The 21087-nt window shown below is 61.0% G+C and carries 23 protein-coding genes; all 23 read left to right on the top strand.

Annotated elements, in window-relative coordinates; genetic code table 11:
- Positions 1–3: 3 nt before the first annotated feature.
- The 23 genes from flgA to fliQ all read left to right on the top strand — a co-directional run bounded on the left by flgA (position 4) and on the right by fliQ (position 21046).
- The gene (gene flgA / locus E2A64_RS03865; RefSeq protein WP_244598132.1) at positions 4–477 is read left to right on the top strand and encodes a flagellar basal body P-ring formation chaperone FlgA; all 474 of its coding nucleotides are present in this window, start codon (positions 4–6) and stop codon (positions 475–477) included.
- A complete protein-coding gene (locus E2A64_RS03870) occupies positions 477–1601 on the top strand; it encodes a flagellar basal body P-ring protein FlgI (RefSeq protein WP_174235767.1) in 1125 nt (374 codons plus the stop codon). The genes flgA and E2A64_RS03870 overlap by 1 nt, the downstream gene beginning before the upstream one ends.
- Complete coding sequence (locus E2A64_RS03875) at positions 1598–2185, top strand: MotE family protein (protein WP_133283099.1); 588 nt, start codon at positions 1598–1600, stop codon at positions 2183–2185. Before E2A64_RS03870 ends, E2A64_RS03875 begins: the two co-directional genes overlap by 4 nt.
- A complete protein-coding gene (gene flgH, locus E2A64_RS03880; RefSeq protein WP_133283100.1) occupies positions 2182–2889 on the top strand; it encodes a flagellar basal body L-ring protein FlgH in 708 nt (235 codons plus the stop codon). Before E2A64_RS03875 ends, flgH begins: the two co-directional genes overlap by 4 nt.
- A 14-nt stretch (positions 2890–2903) precedes the next feature.
- Entirely contained in the window at positions 2904–3419 is a 516-nt protein-coding gene (locus E2A64_RS03885) for a flagellar basal body-associated FliL family protein (RefSeq protein WP_133283101.1), read from the top strand.
- Positions 3416–4156 carry a flagellar type III secretion system pore protein FliP gene (fliP, locus tag E2A64_RS03890; protein ID WP_133283102.1) on the top strand — a complete coding sequence of 247 codons (741 nt, stop codon included), beginning with the start codon at positions 3416–3418 and terminating at the stop codon, positions 4154–4156. Before E2A64_RS03885 ends, fliP begins: the two co-directional genes overlap by 4 nt.
- A 280-nt stretch (positions 4157–4436) precedes the next feature.
- Complete coding sequence (locus E2A64_RS03895) at positions 4437–5411, top strand: flagellin N-terminal helical domain-containing protein (RefSeq protein WP_133283103.1); 975 nt, start codon at positions 4437–4439, stop codon at positions 5409–5411.
- 259 nt (positions 5412–5670) lie between these two features.
- Positions 5671–6645, top strand: a complete 975-nt coding sequence (locus E2A64_RS03900) for a flagellin N-terminal helical domain-containing protein (protein ID WP_133283104.1) — start codon at positions 5671–5673, stop codon at positions 6643–6645.
- A gap of 268 nt (positions 6646–6913) precedes the next feature.
- A complete protein-coding gene (locus E2A64_RS03905) occupies positions 6914–7888 on the top strand; it encodes a flagellin N-terminal helical domain-containing protein (RefSeq protein ID WP_133283105.1) in 975 nt (324 codons plus the stop codon).
- A 251-nt stretch (positions 7889–8139) separates the two neighbouring features.
- Complete coding sequence (locus tag E2A64_RS03910) at positions 8140–9117, top strand: flagellin N-terminal helical domain-containing protein (RefSeq protein ID WP_133283106.1); 978 nt, start codon at positions 8140–8142, stop codon at positions 9115–9117.
- Positions 9118–9373: 256 nt separating this feature from the next.
- Complete coding sequence (locus E2A64_RS03915; RefSeq protein WP_133283107.1) at positions 9374–10003, top strand: hypothetical protein; 630 nt, start codon at positions 9374–9376, stop codon at positions 10001–10003.
- Complete coding sequence (locus E2A64_RS03920) at positions 10000–11205, top strand: MotB family protein (protein ID WP_133283108.1); 1206 nt, start codon at positions 10000–10002, stop codon at positions 11203–11205. Before E2A64_RS03915 ends, E2A64_RS03920 begins: the two co-directional genes overlap by 4 nt.
- A gap of 1 nt (position 11206) precedes the next feature.
- Positions 11207–12802 (top strand): chemotaxis protein, encoded by a 1596-nt coding sequence (locus E2A64_RS03925; RefSeq protein WP_133283109.1) that lies wholly within the window; start codon positions 11207–11209, stop codon positions 12800–12802.
- Positions 12799–14196 carry a flagellar hook-length control protein FliK gene (gene fliK / locus E2A64_RS03930; protein WP_133283110.1) on the top strand — a complete coding sequence of 466 codons (1398 nt, stop codon included), beginning with the start codon at positions 12799–12801 and terminating at the stop codon, positions 14194–14196. The genes E2A64_RS03925 and fliK overlap by 4 nt, the downstream gene beginning before the upstream one ends.
- Positions 14138–14704 (top strand): transglycosylase SLT domain-containing protein, encoded by a 567-nt coding sequence (locus tag E2A64_RS03935; protein ID WP_133283111.1) that lies wholly within the window; start codon positions 14138–14140, stop codon positions 14702–14704. The genes fliK and E2A64_RS03935 overlap by 59 nt, the downstream gene beginning before the upstream one ends.
- A 283-nt stretch (positions 14705–14987) precedes the next feature.
- Complete coding sequence (locus E2A64_RS03940; protein ID WP_133283112.1) at positions 14988–15659, top strand: response regulator transcription factor; 672 nt, start codon at positions 14988–14990, stop codon at positions 15657–15659.
- A gap of 112 nt (positions 15660–15771) precedes the next feature.
- Positions 15772–16962: a flagellar hook protein FlgE gene (locus tag E2A64_RS03945; protein WP_133283113.1), complete on the top strand. Its 1191-nt coding sequence runs from the start codon at positions 15772–15774 to the stop codon at positions 16960–16962.
- A gap of 37 nt (positions 16963–16999) precedes the next feature.
- A complete protein-coding gene (flgK, locus tag E2A64_RS03950) occupies positions 17000–18463 on the top strand; it encodes a flagellar hook-associated protein FlgK (RefSeq protein WP_133283114.1) in 1464 nt (487 codons plus the stop codon).
- Between the two features lie 8 nt (positions 18464–18471).
- Positions 18472–19524 (top strand): flagellar hook-associated family protein, encoded by a 1053-nt coding sequence (locus tag E2A64_RS03955; protein ID WP_133283115.1) that lies wholly within the window; start codon positions 18472–18474, stop codon positions 19522–19524.
- Between the two features lie 51 nt (positions 19525–19575).
- Positions 19576–19923 (top strand): flagellar biosynthesis regulator FlaF, encoded by a 348-nt coding sequence (gene flaF, locus E2A64_RS03960; protein ID WP_133283116.1) that lies wholly within the window; start codon positions 19576–19578, stop codon positions 19921–19923.
- Entirely contained in the window at positions 19920–20369 is a 450-nt protein-coding gene (flbT, locus tag E2A64_RS03965; RefSeq protein ID WP_133283117.1) for a flagellar biosynthesis repressor FlbT, read from the top strand. Before flaF ends, flbT begins: the two co-directional genes overlap by 4 nt.
- Positions 20360–20752, top strand: a complete 393-nt coding sequence (flgD, locus tag E2A64_RS03970; protein WP_133283118.1) for a flagellar hook assembly protein FlgD — start codon at positions 20360–20362, stop codon at positions 20750–20752. The genes flbT and flgD overlap by 10 nt, the downstream gene beginning before the upstream one ends.
- Before the next feature lie 27 nt (positions 20753–20779).
- Positions 20780–21046: a flagellar biosynthesis protein FliQ gene (fliQ, locus tag E2A64_RS03975; protein WP_133283119.1), complete on the top strand. Its 267-nt coding sequence runs from the start codon at positions 20780–20782 to the stop codon at positions 21044–21046.
- Positions 21047–21087 lie beyond the last annotated feature (41 nt).

Here is a 21087-nt window from a genome sequence, read left to right on the forward strand (position 1 = left end):
GACATGATGTTTGCCAGGTCGATTACCAGAACCACGGCCCGTCTGGCGTTTGCGCTGGGCGTCAGCGTCCTGCCGTTCGCCGCTCATGCGGCAGGCGTGGCCCTGGTGCCCGAACGCACGATCTATCCCGGCGAGACGATCACCAGCCAGATGGTCCGCAGCGTGGATATCACCAATCCGAACCTGGCCCCCGGATTCGCCGTCGATTTCGGCGAAATCGACGGCATGGTCGCCACCCGGACATTGCTGGCGGGCCGGACCATTCCCGTCGCCTCGCTGCGTGAGGCCTGGGCCGTCCAGCGCGGTTCGGCCGTGACCATCTTCTTCTCGGAAGGGGGGCTGACGATCAGCGCTCCCGGCACGCCGTTGCAGAACGCCTCCGTCGGCGAGCTCATCCGCGTGCGCAACGTCGATTCCGGCATCATCGTCTCGGGAACCGTGATGCAGAACGGAACCATCAGGGTGGTGCGGAAATGATGACCTGGCGCCGCGCACGTTTCCTGGCTCTGCTGGTGATCGCCGGCACGATCGGCATTCTCGCTGCGCAGTCGGCGGGTGCGGCGTCGCGCATCAAGGATATCGCGCAGCTTCAGGCCGCGCGTGACAACCAGTTGATCGGCTACGGTCTCGTCGTCGGCCTGCAGGGGACGGGCGACAGTCTGCGCAACTCGCCGTTCACCGAGCAGTCGCTGCGCGCCATGCTCCAGAACCTCGGTATCTCCACCGAAGGCGGCGCCTCCCGCGCCAACAATATCGCGGCCGTCATCGTTACGGCCAACCTGCCGCCCTTTGCGACGGTCGGTTCGCGCATGGATGTGTCCGTATCCTCGCTGGGCGATGCCACGTCGCTGCGTGGCGGAACGCTGGTCATGACCTCGCTGTCGGGTGCCGACGGCCAGGTCTATGCAGTCGCGCAAGGTTCGGTCATCGTCTCCGGCGTGACGGCGGAGGGCGATGCCGCGACACTCCAGCAGGGTGTGACGACCGCGGGTCGGCTGCCGGGCGGAGCCACGATCGAGCGTGAAATCCCGGCGAGCTTCAAACAGCTCGGTGGCCTGATCTTCCAGCTGCGCAACCCGGATTTCTCGACCGCAGTCGGCATTGCCGACGTGATCAATTCCTATGCGACGAACCGCTATGGTCAGGCAATCGCGGAAGCCCGCGATTCCACCACCATCGCGGTTCGCAAGCCCGACACCGCCGACCTCGCCCGCCTCATGGCCGAACTCGAGGCGCTGGTGGTCGAGACGGACAGCCCGGCCAGGGTGGTCGTCAACGAACGTACCGGTACCATCGTCATCGGCAATGATGTCCGCGTCTCGCAAGTCGCCGTCAGCCACGGAACGCTGACCGTCAAGGTCAACGAGACGCCGACGGTCGTGCAGCCGGCTCCCTTCTCCGACGGTGTGACCGCCATCGAGCCGCTGACCGACATCACGGCGGGCGTGGACGGCGGACAGGTCGCGATCATCAGCGGCCCGGATCTGCGCACGCTGGTTGCCGGTCTCAACTCCATCGGCGTGAAGCCGGACGGGATCATCGCAATCCTTCAGGGCATCAAGTCGGCAGGCGCTCTGCAAGCTGAACTGGTACTGCAATGACGACGCGCCTCACCATCATCCGCACCCGGCGCTTTGCCGCCGTCATCGGCTTGGCGCTGGCCGCCGGCTACGGCGTTGCCATCCCCGCTCAGGCGGAAACTGCTGACACGACGGAGGTCCTCAACGACCGGATTTCGAATGATCCGGGCACGGAGGGAGCCGTCGAACAAAAGTCCTATGAGAGCGAGATCGAGGCCTATTGCGCAAACATCGCGGATGCCGCGCGGGACCAGCGTTATCTCCGGCAGAAAAACGAGCTGGAAAGCCTCAAGGTCAAGGTCGACGAACGTATCGCGGTCCTCGAACAGCGTCGCGACGAGTACGAGAAATGGCTCGGCAAGCGCGATGACTTCATGAAGGTCGCCGAAGGAACGCTCGTCGACATCTACAAGAAAATGCGTCCCGACGCCGCTGCGGCGCAATTGTCGCTGATCAATCCCGGCGTCGCCGCTGCCATCGTAATGAAGCTCAATGCGCGGCTTTCCAGCCAGATTCTCAATGAAATGGATCCGGAAAAAGCCGCAGGGCTGGCCGGTATCATTGCTAATGCCGCTGCCGCCGAGCAGCCGAAGGATCCGTCATGACCAGGTTTGGTATCCTCACCGTCGCCGCTGCCGCGCTGCTCACAGGCTGCGCGTCGCAGACGATCAAGGAAGTGGGCCGCGCGCCGGATATGAGCCCCGTGGGCTCGGGCCTTGCCTATTCGTCGACGCCTGAAATGGCGATGTATCCGAAACAGCCGCCGCAGCGTGCCAACAATTTCTCGCTCTGGGACGATCGTCAGTCCAAGCTTTTCACCGATTCCCGCGCCCATGCGATCGGCGATCTCCTGACCGTCGATCTCAGGATCAACGACAAGGCGACCTTCGACAACGCTACCGATCGCAGCCGGGTCAACTCCAGTGGCATCAGCGCGACCCTCGGGATTCCCGCCATCGGCGCGGAGGGCAGCGGAAGTGTCGATTACGGTTCGAACACATCCACCAAGGGCACCGGTACCACGGAGCGTTCCGAAAAGCTCAACCTCAAGATTGCGGCCGTCGTTGCCGGCGTGCTGCAGAACGGCAACCTGATCATCTCCGGCTCGCAGGAAGTCCGCGTCAACCACGAGCTGCGCATTCTCAACATTGCCGGTATCGTCAGGCCGCAGGACGTCGATCACAACAACACGATCGCCTACGACAAGATCGCCGAGGCCCGCGTCTCCTATGGCGGCCGCGGCCGCCTGACGGAAGTTCAACAACCGCCCGTCGGCCAGCAGCTCGTCGATATCCTCTCGCCGATCTGATCCGGAGCGCCGCCATGTCACACGCCGAGATCGACTACGCCGCCGGAGACGCCCCGAAGAAGAAGGGCGGATTGATCGTCACCCTTGCGGCGGTCCTGGTGCTCTCGCTCGTGGGCGGCGGCGGCGGCTGGATCGTCGGCGGCATGCTTGCGCCGGAGATCAAGCAGAAGGAAGAGGAAGCCAAGCAGGCGCAGGCCGGCCACGGCGGCGGTGAGGAAAAGGCGACGGCGGAGGAGGAGCATGTCCGCCCCTCGCTCTATCCGATCGGCCCGATCACGACGAATCTCTCCTATCCTTCGGACAGCTGGGTACGTCTCGAACTCTCCCTGCTGTTCAAGGAAACGCCCGATGAGGCCCTCGCGGACCGGATAAATGAGGATATCCTCGCTTATCTGCGTACTGTTTCGCTTCAACAGATTGAAGGACCGCGCGGTTTTGAGTACCTCCGGGATGACATTGTCGAACGGGCGCGCTTGCGCTCGCAGGGCGATGTCACGGATGTGATATTCAGGACCTTCGTGATCGAATGATCCGTTTTCTAATTCTTCTGGCGGCGCTCGTCGCGGCACCGGCCGCAGCGACGGCCCAGGGATTGGACCCCGGCATCTTCCAGACGCCGGTCGACGGTTCGGTTGCGAGCTGGATCATCAGGACATTCGGGCTGCTGACGGTGCTGTCCATCGCGCCCGGCATCCTGATCATGGTCACATCCTTCCCGCGCTTCATCATCGCCTTCGCGATCCTGCGCACCGGGATGGGGCTTCAGTCCACGCCCGCCAATCTCATACTCGTCAGTCTTGCGCTGTTCATGACCTTCTACGTCATGGCGCCGACCTTCGATCGCGCATGGGACGAGGGCGTCAACCCGCTTCTCGAAAACCAGATCACCGAACAGCAGGCCATCGAACGTATTGCCGACCCCTTTCGCGACTTCATGCTGGTCAACACGCGCCCCAAGGATCTCGCCCTCTTCGTGGATCTCGCCACTGAGCGAGGCCAGGAAACCGAAACCGAGGGCAAGATCGACATGCGTGTACTCGTGCCCGCTTTCATGATCTCGGAGATCAGGCGCGGCTTCGAGATCGGCTTCCTCGTCGTGTTGCCGTTCCTCGTCATCGACCTCGTGGTTGCAACGATCACCATGTCGATGGGCATGATGATGTTGCCGCCAACAGCGATCTCTCTGCCCTTCAAGATCCTGTTCTTCGTGCTGATCGACGGCTGGAACCTGCTTGTCGGCAGTCTGGTGCGATCCTTCGTGGGATAAGCGCCGACTTGCGCAGGCGAGCCGGCTCTCACTTTCATCCATATTGCGACATCTGCGGAGGGGCGGGAAATATTCCGTTTACCCTGAACTGCGTTAGCCACATTGGCCTATCGAAATTAATTGAATTGAAGGCCGGCCGGTGCGATCTTCCTTCTCAACATGACGGACGCGGGTTTTCGTGAGTAAACGATCCCTCAGGCATGACGCCATCCATCATCACCGGTAAGTATAGAAGTCCGGTATGTCCCTCATTAGTAACGAGTTTCAAGGGACAATCCCAATGACAAGCATCATGACCAACAACTCCGCAATGTCCGCTCTGGCAACCTTGCGGTCTATCAACGCCGACATGGAAGCAACCCAGTCGCGTATCTCCTCCGGCTACCGCGTCAACTCCGCTGCCGACAACTCGGCCTACTGGTCGATCGCAACCACGATGCGTTCGGACAACCAGGCCCTGTCGACCGTCAAGGACGCTCTCGGCCTCGGCGCCGCGAAGGTGGACACCGCCTACACCGGCATGAACTCGGCAATCGATGTGGTTTCCGAGATCAAGAACAAGCTTCTTGCCGCCAAGGAGCCGGGTGTCGACAAGACCAAGATCAACAAGGAAATCACCGAGCTGAAGAGCCAGCTTTCCTCGATCGCGGAATCGGCTTCCTTCTCCGGCGAAAACTGGCTGCAGAACGAAGCGACCACCGCAGCCGGCACCAAGTCCATCGTCGGTGGCTTCAACCGTGATTCCTCTGGCCAGATCTCGATCACGACCCTCGACGTCAACGTCACCTCGCTGACCCTGATCGGCGCCGACAACGAAAGCCTGGGTATCCTGACCAAGGATATCGACGCCAACGCGCTCGACCCGGATGCGGCCACCACCACGGCTCGCAACTACTACCTGATCGACACCGGTTCCACCAACGGTACCGCTGCTTCGGGTACGGCGATCACGCTTTCGGCGACCACCACCGATCAGCAGGTCACCGACATGGTGCGTGCGGTGGATTCCATGCTCAGCCAGATGACGGATGCTGCCTCGAACCTCGGTGCGGTCAACAAGCGCATCTCGATGCAGGAAGACTTCGTCTCCAACCTGATGAGCACCATCGACAAGGGTATCGGCCGTCTCGTCGATGCCGACATGAACGAGGAATCGACCCGCCTCAAGGCCCTGCAGACACAGCAGCAGCTGGGTATCCAGGCCCTGTCGATCGCCAACGCCAACTCGCAGAACGTTCTCTCGCTCTTCCGTTAATCCGGAAACAGCTGAGAAATCTGATATCGACCCCGCCGGCATCATTCGCCGGCGGGGTCGACGTCGTTGAGGGATGTTTGGGCCGACATTTCCAATGCCCCTTAAATTTTACGTAACTTTTAGACGTCACTAATGCGCTCATGAATGGCGTGCTACGTGTGACGTTGTATCTCGTAGTTGACATGAAGTCCGTATGCCATCGCCGGTCTTCAAATCCGGTATGTCCCAGTTTTTGTTGTATTTTTAGGGACAACTAATCATGTCGAGTATCATGACTAACACGGCCGCAATGGCCGCTCTCCAGACCATGCGTTCCATCAATTCGGATATGGAAGCCACCCAGTCGCGCATCTCCTCCGGCTATCGCGTCAACTCGGCGGCCGACAACTCGGCCTATTGGTCGATCGCGACCACCATGCGTTCCGACTCGGGCGCGCTGTCGACCGTTCAGGACGCTCTCGGCCTCGGCGCCGCCAAGGTGGACACCGCCTACACCGGTATGAATTCGGCCATCGAAGTGGTTGCCGAGATCAAGAACAAGCTCCTTGCTGCCAAGGAGCCCGGCGTCGACAAGACCAAGATCGACAAGGAACTGACCGAGCTCAAGAACCAGCTGCAGTCGATCGCGGAATCCGCGACCTTCTCCGGTGAGAACTGGCTCCAGAACGAGTCGGCGACCGCAGCCGGCACCAAGTCGATCGTCGGTGGTTTCAACCGCGATGTGAACGGCATGATCTCGCTGACCACGCTCGATGTGGACGTCAGCAAGCTCACGCTGATCGGTGCAGACAACGAAAGCACCGGCATCCTCACCAAGGACATCGACGCCAATGCTCTCGACGCCGATGCCGTCGGCACCGCGGCTCGCGACTACTACCTGATCGATTCCGGCGGTACGGCCGGTACGGCCTCCTCGGGTACCGAGATCGCTCTCGCCACCACCACAACCGATCAGCAGGTGACGGACATGGTTCGTGTGGTCGATTCCATGCTGAGCCAGATGACGGACGCCGCCTCCAACCTCGGTGCGGTCAACAAGCGCATCTCGATGCAGGAAGACTTCGTGGCCAACCTGAGGGATTCCATCGACAGCGGTATCGGCCGCCTCGTCGATGCCGACATGAACGAGGAATCCACGCGGTTGAAGGCGCTTCAGACGCAGCAGCAGCTGGGCATCCAGGCGCTTTCGATCGCCAACTCCAACTCGCAGAACATCCTGTCGCTGTTCCGCTAACAAGCGGCCGACAATCAGGGTGGGGATGGCCCGCCGGCGACATTCGCCGGCGGGCTTTTTCGTGCCTCGGCTGTCCCGTGCGACGCGCAGCACGTCATTTTTATAATAACGCACTTAAATATTCGGTAAGGATAATGCGCTATTAATGACGGCGTAATGGCGCGCTACGTTCAACGAATGTATTTCGTAGTTGACATGAGGTCTTGATGCCGTTGCCGGTTCCCTAACCCGGTATGTCCCACGTAAGTCATGTTCAAGGGACACTCTCATGACCAGCATTATGACCAATTCCGCCGCAATGGCGGCTCTCCAGACCATGCGTTCGATCAACAACGACATGGAAACGACCCAGGCGCGCATTTCCTCGGGCTATCGTGTCGAGACCGCAGCGGACAACGCTGCCTACTGGTCGATCGCGACCACCATGCGTTCGGACTCCCAGGCTCTCTCCACCGTCAAGGATGCCCTCGGCCTCGGTGCCGCAAAGGTGGACACCGCCTACACCGGCATGGAATCCTCGATCGAAGTGATCACCGAGATCAAGAACAAGCTTCTCGCCGCGCGTGAGCCGGGCGTCGACAAGACCAAGATCAACAAGGAAATCACCGAGCTGAAGAACCAGCTCTCCTCGATCGCCGACTCGGCCTCCTTCTCCGGCGAGAACTGGCTGAAGAACGAGACCACTGCCGCAGCCGGCACCAAGTCGATCGTCGGTGGCTTCAACCGCGATTCCGCCGGCCTGGTTTCGATCACGACGCTCGACATCAACGTGACCTCGCTCACGCTGATCGGCGCCGACAACGAAAGCCTCGGTATCCTGACCAAGGACATCGATGCCAACGCGCTCGATGCCGACTCGACCTCGACCACGGCCCGCGACTACTACCTGATCGACACCGGCTCAACCAACGGTACGGCTGCTTCGGGTACGGCGATCACGCTTTCGGCGACCACCACCGACCAGCAGGTCACCGACATGCTCCGCGTCGTGGATTCCATGTTGAGCCAGATGACGGATGCCGCCTCCAACCTCGGTGCGGTCAACAAGCGCATCTCGATGCAGGAAGACTTCATCGCCAACCTCAAGGATTCCATCGACAGTGGTATCGGCCGTCTCGTCGATGCCGACATGAACGAGGAATCCACGCGGTTGAAGGCGCTTCAGACGCAGCAGCAGCTGGGCATCCAGTCGCTCTCGATCGCCAACTCCAACTCGCAGAACATCCTGTCCCTGTTCCGATAAGCCAAAGCCTGCTCCGGCTTTCCGGGGTATCGGTTCAAACCAGGGGTCGCGCGCTGCGCGGCCCCTTTTTCATGTCATCGGGGAAAAATATTCAGCATCCTGATTGCATTAACCGGTGATTAACCATAAGGCTTTACAAAAGGGTAACCACGATGGTTCCGGTCGCGATTCGACCGCCGCATGACGCTCCACCACCGTAGCCGGAGAGCCGGTATTTTTTTCTCCCCGTGGGCAAGTATTGGGGTTCCCTTATGTCAAGTATCATGACCAACACCGCGGCTATGGCCGCGCTTCAGACTCTTCGTACAATCAACTCCGACATGGAAACCGTGCAGGCTCGCGTCTCCTCGGGATACCGGGTCGAAACAGCTGCCGACAACGCGGCCTACTGGTCGATCGCCACGACGATGCGATCCGACAACCAGGCCATGTCGACCGTCAAGGACGCCCTGGGCCTCGGTGCCGCTAAGGTCGACGTCGCTTACACCGCGATGGAATCCTCGATCGAGGTCGTCACTGAAATCAAGAACAAGCTGGTGGCCGCTCGCGAGCCCGGCGTCGACAAGACCAAGATCAACAAGGAGCTCACCGAGCTCAAGAACCAGCTGCAGTCGATTGCGGAATCCGCATCGTTCTCCGGTGAGAACTGGCTGAACAACGAAGCCCTGACTGTGGCCGGCACCAAATCCATCGTCGGTGGCTTCAACCGCGATGTGAACGGTCTCATCACCATTACCACGCTCGATATCGACGTGACCTCGATCACGCTGATCGGTGCGAACAACGAGAGCCTCGGTATCTTCACCAAGGATATCGACGCCGACCTGCTCAATCCCGATGGCACCACCGGTACGGCTGCCAACTACTATCTCATCGACACCGGCACGACGACCGGTACGCCTGCATCCGGTAACGCCATCGCTCTGACGGCGACCACTTCCGATGCTGCCGTGACCGAGATGGTTCGCGTCGTCGATTCGATCCTGAGCCAGATCACGGACGCGGCATCCAATCTCGGTGCCATCCAGAAGCGCGTGTCGATGCAGGAAGACTTCGTGGCCAACCTGATGGATTCCATCGACAGCGGTATCGGACGACTGGTCGATGCCGACATGAACGAGGAATCCACGCGGTTGAAGGCGCTGCAGACGCAGCAGCAGCTGGGCATCCAGTCGCTGTCGATCGCCAATACCAACTCCCAGAACATCCTCTCGCTCTTCCAGAACTAAGGAAGTTAGGCCCTCTCGACAGGGCCTGAGAGACCAGAGACTCTGCCGTGCCGCCGGTCATCGGTCATGGCGGATAGCCGGACCGCACCAAATTGCCCTTGGTGCGGTCCTTTTCGTTCATGTTCGCACAAGTTTGACTGCCTAGCTTTGTCCCGGACGAGATCGCCATTCCGCGTTTACGTGATCTCAATATCAGCGGTTCGGGATGAGCCCGCCGGGGAAGGCCGCTATGCCGCCCGCCGCAACGGAGAAAGTCATGTCACTGGCGCTTGCGCAATTGCTTCCGGAATTCGATATGCCCGCCCGCGCGCGCGCGATACCGGATGCCGTGCCACAGGCCCCGCGCGAGGTGGAGAAGCGGCGCGACCCCGATCCGTCCCTGATCGAAGCGATCCGCGAGGAGGCGCGCGCCGAAGGCCGCATGGAGGCCGAGCGCGAACTCGCGATGAAACACGCCACCGAACTCGCGGACATGGAAGCCGAGCACGCCCGCGCCATGGCCGCGCGCGAAGTCGAGCTCCTGAAGACTGTCGCCGAGGCGTTCCCGGCAGCCATTGCCGAAAGAGCGGACGGTCTCGCCGCGCGTCTTTCCGATGAAGTGGCGCGGATCCTGGAGCCGCTCGTCGAGGATCAGTTGCGCCGGAACATGGTAGAGGCTCTCGCCGCCGAGATCCGCGACGCACTGGACATGGAGGCCGCCGAGAGGATTTCCGTGACCGGTCCGGCCATCTGGCTGGACTTGGTGCAAGCCGTGCTCGCCGAAAAGGCCGGCAGCGTGACCTTTACCGAGGCCGCGCGCGCCGATGTCGAGGTCGTCATCGACGAAACCCGTCTTCGCAGCCGGTTCGATGCGCTCGCACAAACATTCGGGAAGGAAGCGCCTTGAGCGAAGATGCTTCCATCCACCAGACCAAGAACGAGATCATCATCGTTCGACGGCGCCACGACGGCGAGCATGAAGCCCATGGCGGCGCCTGGAAGATCGCCTATGCCGACTTCATGACCGCGATGATGGCGTTCTTTCTCGTCATGTGGCTGATCAACGCTGCGAACGAGGAAACAAAGGCCGCTGTCGCAAGCTATTTCAATCCCATCAAGCTCACTGACGACAACCCGTCCGAAAAGGGCCTGAAGGAGCAAGGCAACAGCCAGAGCGGGGAGCAGTCCGCGCCGAAATCGGCGATCCCCGGTGAATCCGGCAGCAGCGGGGAAGCCGCGAACAAGGGTGAACAGGAAAGCACGACCGTCGGCGAGAAGACCCAATATTCGGAAGCGGATTACTTCAAGGATCCCTATGCCGTTCTCGCTGAAATCGTTCAGGAAACCGGGACGAATACCAACGTGTCGGAAGCCGGCGACGGTGGTGCGGCAAATTCCGGTCCGGCGACCGGCGCCACCGGAGGCGAAGCCTATCGTGACCCCTTCGACCCGGATTTCTGGTCCAAGCAGGTGGAGGCCGACAAGGAAGCCATCGCCGAAAGCGAAATCGCTTTGCGGGAGCAGATCGCTGCCGAGGCGCAAGCCAAGGCGGAGCAGGAACGCGCGGCGCAGGAGCAGGCTGCATTGGCCGCAAGCGAAGAGGGCAAGGATGGCGATGCCGCTGTGCCCAGCCCGGATGCCCTGCAGGCCGCCGGCGCGCTGAAGAAGGAAATCGAGGACGCCCTCCAGGGTATTTCGGCCGGCCGCCTGTCGGACGCGCTGACCGTCGTACCGGCGGAAGGGGGGCTCCTGGTCTCGCTGACCGATCAGCTCAATTCGGAGATGTTCCGCGTCGGGTCGGCCGTTCCCGAAAAGTCGCTGGTTCTCGCACTGGAGAAAATCGGGGAGATCCTGTCGAAGCGAAAAGGCGAAATCGATATCCGCGGTTACACCGATGCCCGCCCCTTCAGCAACGGGACGGACGACAACTGGCGTCTGTCGATGGAGCGCGCGCATTCCGCCTATTTCATGCTGGTGCGCGGCGGTGTTCCCGAAGACCGGATCGTCGAACTTTCGGGCTTTGCCGACCGCAAGCTCAAGGATGCGGACAACCCGTTCTCCGAAGTGAACCGGCGGATCGAAATTCTCCTCCAGGTGGACGGAGGGTAATATGCTCGGGGCTCGTCTCGCGCGACTGTCTGCGGCGACCGCCATCGTGGCGGTCTTTGCCGTTTTCGGCCCGCCGACCGCCCGGGCAGCTTCATCGTCGCATGGCGAGGACGTCGTTGCCGACGTTCTGGCCCAGGGCGGGGAGCATAGTGGTGACAAGCATCCGGCACTGGCGGAGGGTGCCGGCTCCGGCGGCGGGCAGCATGCGGAAGCTGAAACCGGTCATGCGGACGGGGAAGACGCCGAGAAGGCGGCTGAGGTCGAGGCGCCGGATCCCGATCCGCAGGATCTCACTCAACAACAGGCGATCGACAACTACATCCGCTCGATCACGCCGGAGGCTTCTGGCGCCAATCGTACCTCAGCGGAGCTTCAGCCCTACCAGCTGATCCGCTCGCTTCAATACGTGCAGGATTCGGTGGTTCAGGGCGATCATGCCGCCATGGAGATGCAGCGCTATCTTCTCGGCGTTATCGACGAACGGCTCCGCAAGGCCGACCAGAGCGTGTTCGACAATCCGCGCAATGTCGATGCGGCACTCGTCTATGCGATGAGCGGAGGCAATCCGGATACACTCGATCTGCTCGCCGCCAAGGATCGCTTCGGCCATTTCGACAACGAGGTGACTACTGTCTTGCGCGCCTATCTCGACGGAATGACCGTGCGCACGCAGACCTCGCTGGATGAACTCCTGGACATCTATGCCGGCACCCGTATCGCGGCCTACCTCGCGCTCATCGCGGCAAACGTCAAGGCGGGGCTCAATGAGGAGGGCTCGCTCGAGATATTCGACAGGGCGCGTCTCGAGGCGCCGGGAACCATCATCGAGGAGGCCGCGCTGCGCCGGTCTCTCTTCGTTGCGGCGAAAAAAGGCAGGATCGATGCGGCGGTCCACTATGCCTCGCTCTACGCCCGTCGTTTCATCAACTCGCCCTATGCCGGTCAGTATGCCGATCAGCTGGTGGAACTCGGAACGGATCATATCGACGTTCTCGGCACGGACCAGCTGCAGCGGATTCTCGCCTTCATGGACGCGCGGCGTCAGCGGGAAGTTTATCTCAGAATTTCACGCAAGGCCGCGATCAACGGTCAGGCGGACCTTGCCCTGCTCGCGGCGGAAAAGGCGAAGGAACTCAGCGATCCGTCGGATCCCGCTCCGGCGGCGCTTGCGGGGCTCTATTCGGGCTTGGCCAGCGTGCCTTCCGAACAGGTGGTCGAGGTCGATCGTTCGCTCGACGAACTGGTCGACATGCCGCTTTCCTCGCGCGACGCGGCGCTGAGGGATGCAGCCCGCCTCATTGCCAACGAAATCATCCGCGAGCCCGACCCAAACAGCCTCACGCAAGCCTTCAGTCCTAGCATCGAAGGGCAAACTGAAGGCGAGACCATGTCCGCGGGGCCGGCTGCGGACGACCCGCTTGCCGGCATGCCGGACGATGGGTCTCAACCGCCGGAAGGGGAGCAACTGCCGACCGATACTGCCGCTGCAGCCGGCGCGGTGGATGACGAGTTTCGCAGTTATCTGGAAGGCCAGAACAAGCTGATTGACGAGATCGACAGCCTGCTGGCGGGAAATGATGGAGTAGACAAGCCGTGAATGCCCTTGATGCCCTTTTTTCCCGACAGGTTCCCACCCGTTCGCCCAACGTCTCCTCCAACGCGGGTGCGCGTGACCAGGGCTCGGGTCAGTCCGGCAGCTTCGCATCGGCCTTGTCGTCGGGCCGTCCGGACAGGCCCGAACAGAGAACGCGGAACGGCGACGACAATGCACCCGTGCGTGACGAGGCCGTAGACAATACGCAGCAGGCTGCAGCCTCCGATGACCGCGAGATCGACGAGACGGATCAATCCGACGACGCCGACGGCAGCCAGGCCATCGATCTTCTGGCGCTTCTGGCAAAGCGTGCCGAAAACAGCGAAGACGACGCGGACGAGGACGGCGCAGACGAAATCGTCATCGAGGTCGTCGAGGACGCCTCCGACGAGGATGAGCCGGCTGTCGACGAGACTGCGCTCGAAGCCATGCAGAAGCTTGGACATGGCAATAACGGCGTTGACGGCAAGGCCGTGGCCGCCGCTGCCGTTGCCGACGGCAATCCCCGGGCCACCATCATCGCTCAGCAGACCAAGCCGGTAACCGGCAATGCGGACAAGGGCGAGGCCGCGGCCAATGCAGCCGATGGCGCCGCTGACGGGCGCAGGATCTCCGAAGCAGCGGTCGCCGGTGGCGGCAAATCCGATGATGCGGGTGCAAATGCCGGCAGGGAAGGCCAGCGGAAGGGGGAGGCCGACATGGCGGAACTCGATCCGGTCCTGCGTGCCAAATCCGCTTCGGTCCGCGGCGAGGGCGATGTCGCCATGGACAAGGTCGAGGTGCTCGAGAAGCGCTCCGTTTCAGGCATGTCCCAGAACGCCGAAAATGTCGCCAAGGCTCTGGTGCGGGATGCGAGCGGGCTGAACCCGCAGACGACCGCGGAAACCGGTGAAGCTGCAGCGCTCAGGCATGCCGCCGCCGCCGAGCGTGCAAACGCCGCGGCGATGGCGCCGCGTAGCGGCCAGACGCTGCATACCCTGCGCATCCAGCTCAATCCGGAATCGCTCGGCCAGGTGACGGCCGTCATGCGCCTGAGCGACGGCGAGCTGAAGGTCGAGTTGAAGGTGCAGTCGGCGGAGGCCTATCGCCAGCTGACCGACGATTCCTCCGCGATTGCCAAGGCGCTGCGCCAGCAGGGCTACGGCATCGACCAGATCACGGTGCAGCAGACGAATGCCGGCTCCGACAAGAGCGGCATGAACGCCCAGCAGGGGCAGACATCCGGCCAGCAGTTCCAGTTCCGGGAAGGAATGGCGCAGAACGGGTCTGGCGGCAACGGCAATAGCGGTGATGGCCGCGGCCGGTCCACTGGAGGTCAGAACGGCGGAGAACTCGGTCATGAAGTCGTGTCAGGCAATACTTCTTCTTCTGGCGCTTCTGACGGGGTCTATCTCTGAGGCTTCCGCCTCGAACGGATCCGGTCTCTGTGAGGCGCAAATCCTCAAGGCCGCGCACAAGTGGAACGTTCCGGCCGGCATTCTCCATTCCGTCGGCTTGACGGAGACGGGACGCAAGGGCGCGCTCTATCCTTTCGCGCTCAATATCGAGGGGCGCACGGTCTTTGCGGCGTCGCGGGCCGAGGCGCTTGCCGAGTTCGAGAAGGCGCGGGAGGAGGGGCATACTCTCATCGACCTGGGCTGCATGCAGATCAATTTCCGCTATCACGGCGGGTCTTTCGCCTCTGCCGGCCAGATGCTCGATCCCGAGAGCAATGTCGACTACGCCGCCCGCTTTCTCGCGGACCTGCATTCCCGGCACCAGACATGGACGATGGCGGTTGCCCGCTATCATGCAGGCCCGAACAACGATCCTGCGCAGAAACGATATGTCTGCCGGGTGATCCGTAACCTGGTCGATGCCGGGCACGGAGCCTGGACCCCGCCGGCCCGGAAATTCTGCGAATGATACAACCTTAAATGGAAATTCGGATTCCGCGATCTTCGCAGGCGGGTGCAGTGGCCCGAGTCCGATTTCGTAAATTTCCACAAGCTTGTTTCGCTTTCGCGTTAACTTTTTCCAGAAATTTTTGTGGGTGCTTCCGGCCTTGCCACAACATATGGGCAAATCATTAAATTTTATGGTTAATCAACTGTTAATAATTTGGGAGTAATTCCTATTGTTGAGAGGGAATCAGACCCCTCGTACTCCTTATGACAAGGGGTACTTCACTGATTCGGAGACGGGGCGAATGATCGTAGTAGTTGATGACCGGGAGCTCGTGAAAAGCGGCTACACTTCACTTTTCGGACGTGAGGGGGTGCCGTCCGCAGCTTTCGACAGCGCCGAATTCGGCGAATGGGTAAGCACTGCAGCAGATTCCGACCTCGACGCAGTCGAGGCCTTTCTCATCGGAAACGGCGATCAGGCTCTCGAATTGCCGCGCGCCATCCGCGATCGCTCGCAGGCTCCCGTTATAGCAGTCTCCGAAACGCCCTCGCTGGAATCCACGCTTGCCTTCTTTGACAGCGGTGTCGATGACGTCGTCCGCAAGCCGGTCCATCCGCGTGAGATCCTTGCCCGGGCCGCCGCGATCCGCCGCCGCCTCAAGGCGCTGGCCAACCATACCGATATCGGCCCGATCCGCGTTTACTCCGACGGTCGCGATCCCGAAATCGAAGGCCGCACCTTCCCGCTGCCGCGCCGCGAGCGCCGCATCCTGGAATATTTGGTCGCCAACCGCGGCCGCCGGGTGACCAAGCAGCAGATCTTCAATGCCATCTACGGCATCTTCGACGAGGACGTCGAAGAGAACGTCGTCGAGAGCCACATCTCCAAGCTGCGCAAGAAGCTGCGCAAGCGCCTCGACTTCGACCCGATCGATTCCAAGCGTTTCCTTGGCTACCTGATCGACTGGGCCTGACAGGTCCTCCAGGTCCGGAGATGATCTCCGGACCTTCGGGTTCTGAGCCAATCAGGTTCACGCAAGGCCCGGCAACTAAAATCCTATCCAGTATGAAACAAGGGGAACTGCAATGAGCCTGTCAGGAATGATGCGCACCGGTGCGTCCGGCATGAACGCGCAGGCCAGCCGTCTCGGTACGGTCGCAGACAACATCGCCAATTCCAACACCACCGGCTACAAGAAGGCGTCGACGCAGTTCGAATCGCTCATCCTCCCCAGCGGCGGCGGCGCCTACAATTCGGGCGGCGTCATCCCGCATACGCGCTATTCCATTTCCGAAGCCGGCACCTACACGAACACCAGCTCCGTCACCGACCTGGCCATCAAGGGCGAAGGCTTCTTTATCGTTCAGGGAACGGATGGCGTCGAGTACCTCACCCGTGCGGGCGCTTTCACGGTCCAGTCGGACGGCACGCTCGTCAACACGGCCGGCTTTACCCTGATGGGCTACCCCTATTCGACGACCGCGGACCCGACGATCGTCATCAACGGCTTCGCCGGTCTCGAGCCGGTTGTCCTCAGCGATGACAGGCTCGCGGCAACGCCCTCGGAAAACGGCGTACTCGGCGGCAACCTGCCGGGCAACGAGGTGGTTGGTTTTTCGAAGCCGACCTCGCTTGTGGCCTATGACAGCCAGGGCAACGAACGGCTCCTGAACTTCACCTATACCAAGACGGCCGACAACGCCTGGTCGCTGACCGTCGATTACGACGGCACCACGATCTCCGGCCCGACGGCGGTGACCTTCGATCCCAGCGGCAATCTCATCGGTCCGGCATCGATCACCACCACTGCGCAGATGATCGGCGGCACGTCGCTCAACGCGATCACGATCGACCTGTCCAACACCACCCAGCTGGGTGGCGAGTTCTCGGCCGATGGCGACATCGATGGCAAGGGCGCCACGGCCGTCGTCGATTATGCAATCAGTGCGGATGGTGTCGTCTCGCTCAAATATGCCGATGGCGAGCTGGTTCCGAAATACCGCCTGGCGCTCGCGACGGTGCAGAGCCCGGACATGCTCGAGCCGCTTGCCGGCAACGTTTACTCGCAAAGCCGCGATTCCGGCGTTGTGGTGGTCGGTTATCCGGAAAATGGTGGGCTCGGTTCGATCATCTCCAACACACTGGAGGATTCCAACGTCGATATCGCCGAGGAACTGACCAGCATGATCGAGTCGCAGCGCAACTACACTGCAAACTCGAAGGTCTTCCAGACCGGCTCCGATCTCATGGATGTTCTTGTCAATCTGAAACGATAATCCGGACTCGTAGGCGGGTTCCCAGGGCGCAACGGAAATGTCACTCACCTCCGCGATCAGAACGGCTCAGTCTGCCCTGTCGAATAATTCGACGCAGACATCCGTGGTTTCGCGCAACATTTCCAATGCAAACAACCCCGACTACAACCGGCGCAGCGCAATCCTGGCATCGACGACCTTCGGAGCGACGGTTGCCAACACCGAGCGTTCCCAGAACCAGGTCCTGTTCAATCAGGGCCTGCAGGGGACGTCGGCCTCGATCGGTCAGGCGACGCTGCTCAGCGGTCTCGAGCGCCTGAAGTCCATATTCGGCGGCAATGATTACGAGACGTCGCCTGCATCGTTGATGGCGAGCTTCCGGGACACGCTTTCGACCTTCGCGGTGAAGCCGTCCGAGGCGACGCTTGCCGAATCCGTCATTGCGGATGCCAACCAGCTGGCACTCGGCCTGCAGCATGCATCCGCCGATGTGCAGCAGACCCGCAAGGACGCCGACAAGCAGATTGCAATCGACGTCGAGACCCTCAACACGCTTCTCGCGGACTTCAAGAAGGCCAACGACGCCGTCGTCGGTGGCACGCGCGCCGGGCGCGACGTCAATTCGGAACTCGACGAGCGCGACCGCATCCTCAAGCGTATCGTCGAGATCGTGCCGGTCGACATCAATATGCGCGACGCCAACGATATGGCGCTCTATACCGCCGGCGGACTCACGCTCTTCGAAACCAGCCCGCGTACCGTGACTTTCGCGCCGACGGGTGGGTTCGATGCAAACATAACCGGTAACGCGGTCTTTATCGACGGTCAGCCGCTCGAGGTCGGTTCCGGTGCCGCGACGAGCAGCCAGGGTACCCTTCAGGCGAACCTGCAGATCCGCGACGAATATGCGCCGGGACTTCAGCGTCAGCTCGACGAGATCGCGCGCGGCCTGATCATGGCTTTTGCGGAAAAGGACCAGTCGGCTGTCCCGACGCAGCCGGACATGCCGGGCCTGTTTACCTGGTCCGGCGGCACGATGCTCACCTCGGGCACGTTGGAGCCGGGTGTCGCCGCGTCGATCAGGGTCAATCCGGCGCTGGTGACGGCGTCCGGCGGCAATCCGATGCTGTTGCGTGACGGCGGTATCAACGGAGCCGCCTACGTCTCCAACCCGACGGGCGGCGCAGGCTATTCCGGTCTGCTCGACGGTTACGTCCAGGGTTTTGACAAGGACATGACGTTCGACGGGGCTGCCGGACTGGGCAATACCATGACGCTCTCCGAGTTCGCGGCCGATTCCATCGGCTGGCTGGAGCAGAACCGCAGCGATGCGGCGGCCTCCTCGGAGACCAAGGATGCCTACGTCTACCGCACGCTGGAAGCCTATTCCAATCTTACCGGTGTCTCCCTCGATGAGGAGATGGCCATCCTTCTTGAACTCGAGCAGTCCTACAAGGCGTCCACGCGGATCATCTCCGCGGTCGATGAGATGCTGCAGGCATTGCTGGCAGCAGCCGGATAGGATTTGAGATGAAGACGAGTTTCGTATCGACCCTTGCAGCCCAAAACGCCATGCGGCTGACGATCCAGCGCAGTCAGGTCGAAATCCAGAACCTTCAGAAGGAAGTCGTTACCGGCCGCTATGCGGATCTCGGCGAGGCGCTCGGCGCTTCGGCCTCCCGCAGCGTCACGCTCAACCGTGATGTCTACCGGCTCGAGACGATCCGCGATTCGAATTCGCTCGTCACCCAGCGACTGACATCGACCCAGCTTGCGCTGACTGAAATGTCGAGCCAGGCGCAGGATCTTCTGGAAGCATTCATTTCCGTCAACAGTTCCGATGACGCCAACCGCCTGGCGGTCGCAAAGCAGTCGATCACCACGGCGCTCTCGACCTTTACCAGTGCTGCCAACACGTCGTCGAACGGCGAATATCTCCTGGGCGGGATCAACACCGATACCGTGCCGCTGGCCGACTACCAGGCTGCCGGATCTGCCGCCAAGACGACATTCGACAATGCCTTCGTCACCTATTTCGGCTTTACCCAGACCGACCCGGCTGCTTCCGGCATCACCGTGGCGCAGATGGACGATTTCATCTCCAATACGCTGGAGCCGATGTTTGACGGGGCGAACTGGAATTCCGACTGGTCCTCGGCTTCCGACATCAACGTCTCCAGCCGGATCTCCCGGACCGAGGTGGTCGAGAGCAATACCAATGCCAATACCGAGGGTGTGCGCGCATTCGCGCTGGCCGCCGTTATCGGCCTCGAGCTTCTCTCTGCCCCGATTTCGGACGAGGTCCGCTCTGCCGTGAATTCACGAGCTATTCAGTATGCTGGTGAAGCCGTCAACAAAATTGATTCGGTTCGCAGTAAACTGGGGATTTCGGAGAACCGTGTCACCAAGGCGAATGAAGCATTGGAAGCTCAGATAAAGATCTACAAGCTGCACGTTGCGGATCTGGAGGGTGTCGATGCCTACGAGGCCTCGACAAGAATGAAATCATTGCTGGCTCAGGTTGAAACGTCATATCAGCTTACTGCACGTATATCGCAGCTGAACTTGACCAACTTCCTGTAAGGCTGAAAACCGGGGCATGAAAGCTTTCCGGAAACAATAGAGGGCAAGGGAATGTACCAGTTCTCGTATGCGGATGTTCAAGAGGATGGCGTCGCCGAAGCGCGCGAGCGGGAGCGGGAAGCGATCACGCATTCCATCAACCTGCTTCGCCTGGCGATGAAGAAGGGCCGTCAAACCCGCGAGTGCATCGATGCGATACACTTCACAAGCCGCCTCTGGGTTCGCTTTGTCGAGGATCTGGCTTCGCCCGAAAACGAGCTGCAGGACGAGCTGAGGGCCAATCTCATCTCGATCGGTATCTGGATCATCAAGGAAACCGAGAAGATCCGCCACGGCGAATCCGACAATTTCCAGGGTGTCATCGACATCTCCACCATCATCAAGGAGGGGCTGAAATGAAAAGCTCGCTGCGTATTTCCCTCAAGGCCGGCGAACGGATTTTCATCAATGGCGCCGTCCTTCGCGTCGATCGCAAAGTGGCGCTCGAGTTCCTCAACGACGTGACCTTCCTGCTCGAGAACCATGTTCTCCAGCCTGAGGATGCCAAAACGCCGCTTCGCCAGCTCTATTTCATCGTCCAGATGATGCTGATCAATCCGGAAGGGGCCGAGCAGGCCATGGGCATGTTCCGCAAGTCGGTCGTCATGCTGCTGACCTGCTTCAAGGACGATGAAGTTCTCGCAGAGCTCAAGCACATCGACGGCATGGTGACACAGGGCCGTGCTTTCGAGGCGCTCAAGGCAATCCGCGCGCTGTACCCGATCGAGGAACAGATCCTGAATTCTCCGGCCATGCCGGCAGCTACGCTGGAACAGATCCGCAAGGAGTTGGCACCATGGACGTAAGCGCGGTTTCAAGCGCCACGGCGAGCGCCTCGTCCCAGGCATCGGCCAAGGCCACGATGGATTACGACACGTTCCTGAAGCTCCTCGTCGCCCAGATGAAGAACCAGGATCCGACGGAACCGATGGATTCCACCGAACAGATCGCCCAGCTTGCGACCTTCTCGCAGGTGGAGCAGACCATCAAGACCAACGAAAACCTGGAAATGCTTCTTTTGAGCTCGACACTGAATCAGGCAGGCGCCATCATCGGGCGCACGCTTGAAAGCGCCGATGGCACGATCTCGGGTGTGGTAACATCTGTCCAGGTCTATTCGGACGGACTTGTCGCCACCCTCGAGGATGGGACCAAGGCCGTTGTCGGCGCGGGCATGACGATCCGCTGACAGGCCTTTGAGCCAAAGGATACTCAGATGAACGAAGCTGACGCACTCGATATCGTCCAGACCGCAATCTGGACCGTTCTCGTTGCGTCAGGCCCGGCCGTTCTCGTCGCCATGGTCGTCGGTGTCGCCATCGCCTTCGTCCAGGCGCTGACCCAGGTTCAGGAAATCACCCTGACCTTCGTGCCGAAGATCGTCGCCATCCTGATCACCGTGGCGGTTTCGGCGCCCTTCGTCGGCGCCCAGATCTCGACATTCACCAATATCGTCTTCCAGCGCATCGAAAGCGGCTTCTAGCGCCGCTTGACGCCTGCCACCCTCGCGCAAGTTTCAGCTTC

The sequence above is a fragment of the Pseudohoeflea suaedae genome (genome assembly GCF_004354915.1).
GTDB classification, from domain to species: Bacteria; Pseudomonadota; Alphaproteobacteria; order Rhizobiales; family Rhizobiaceae; genus Pseudohoeflea; species Pseudohoeflea suaedae.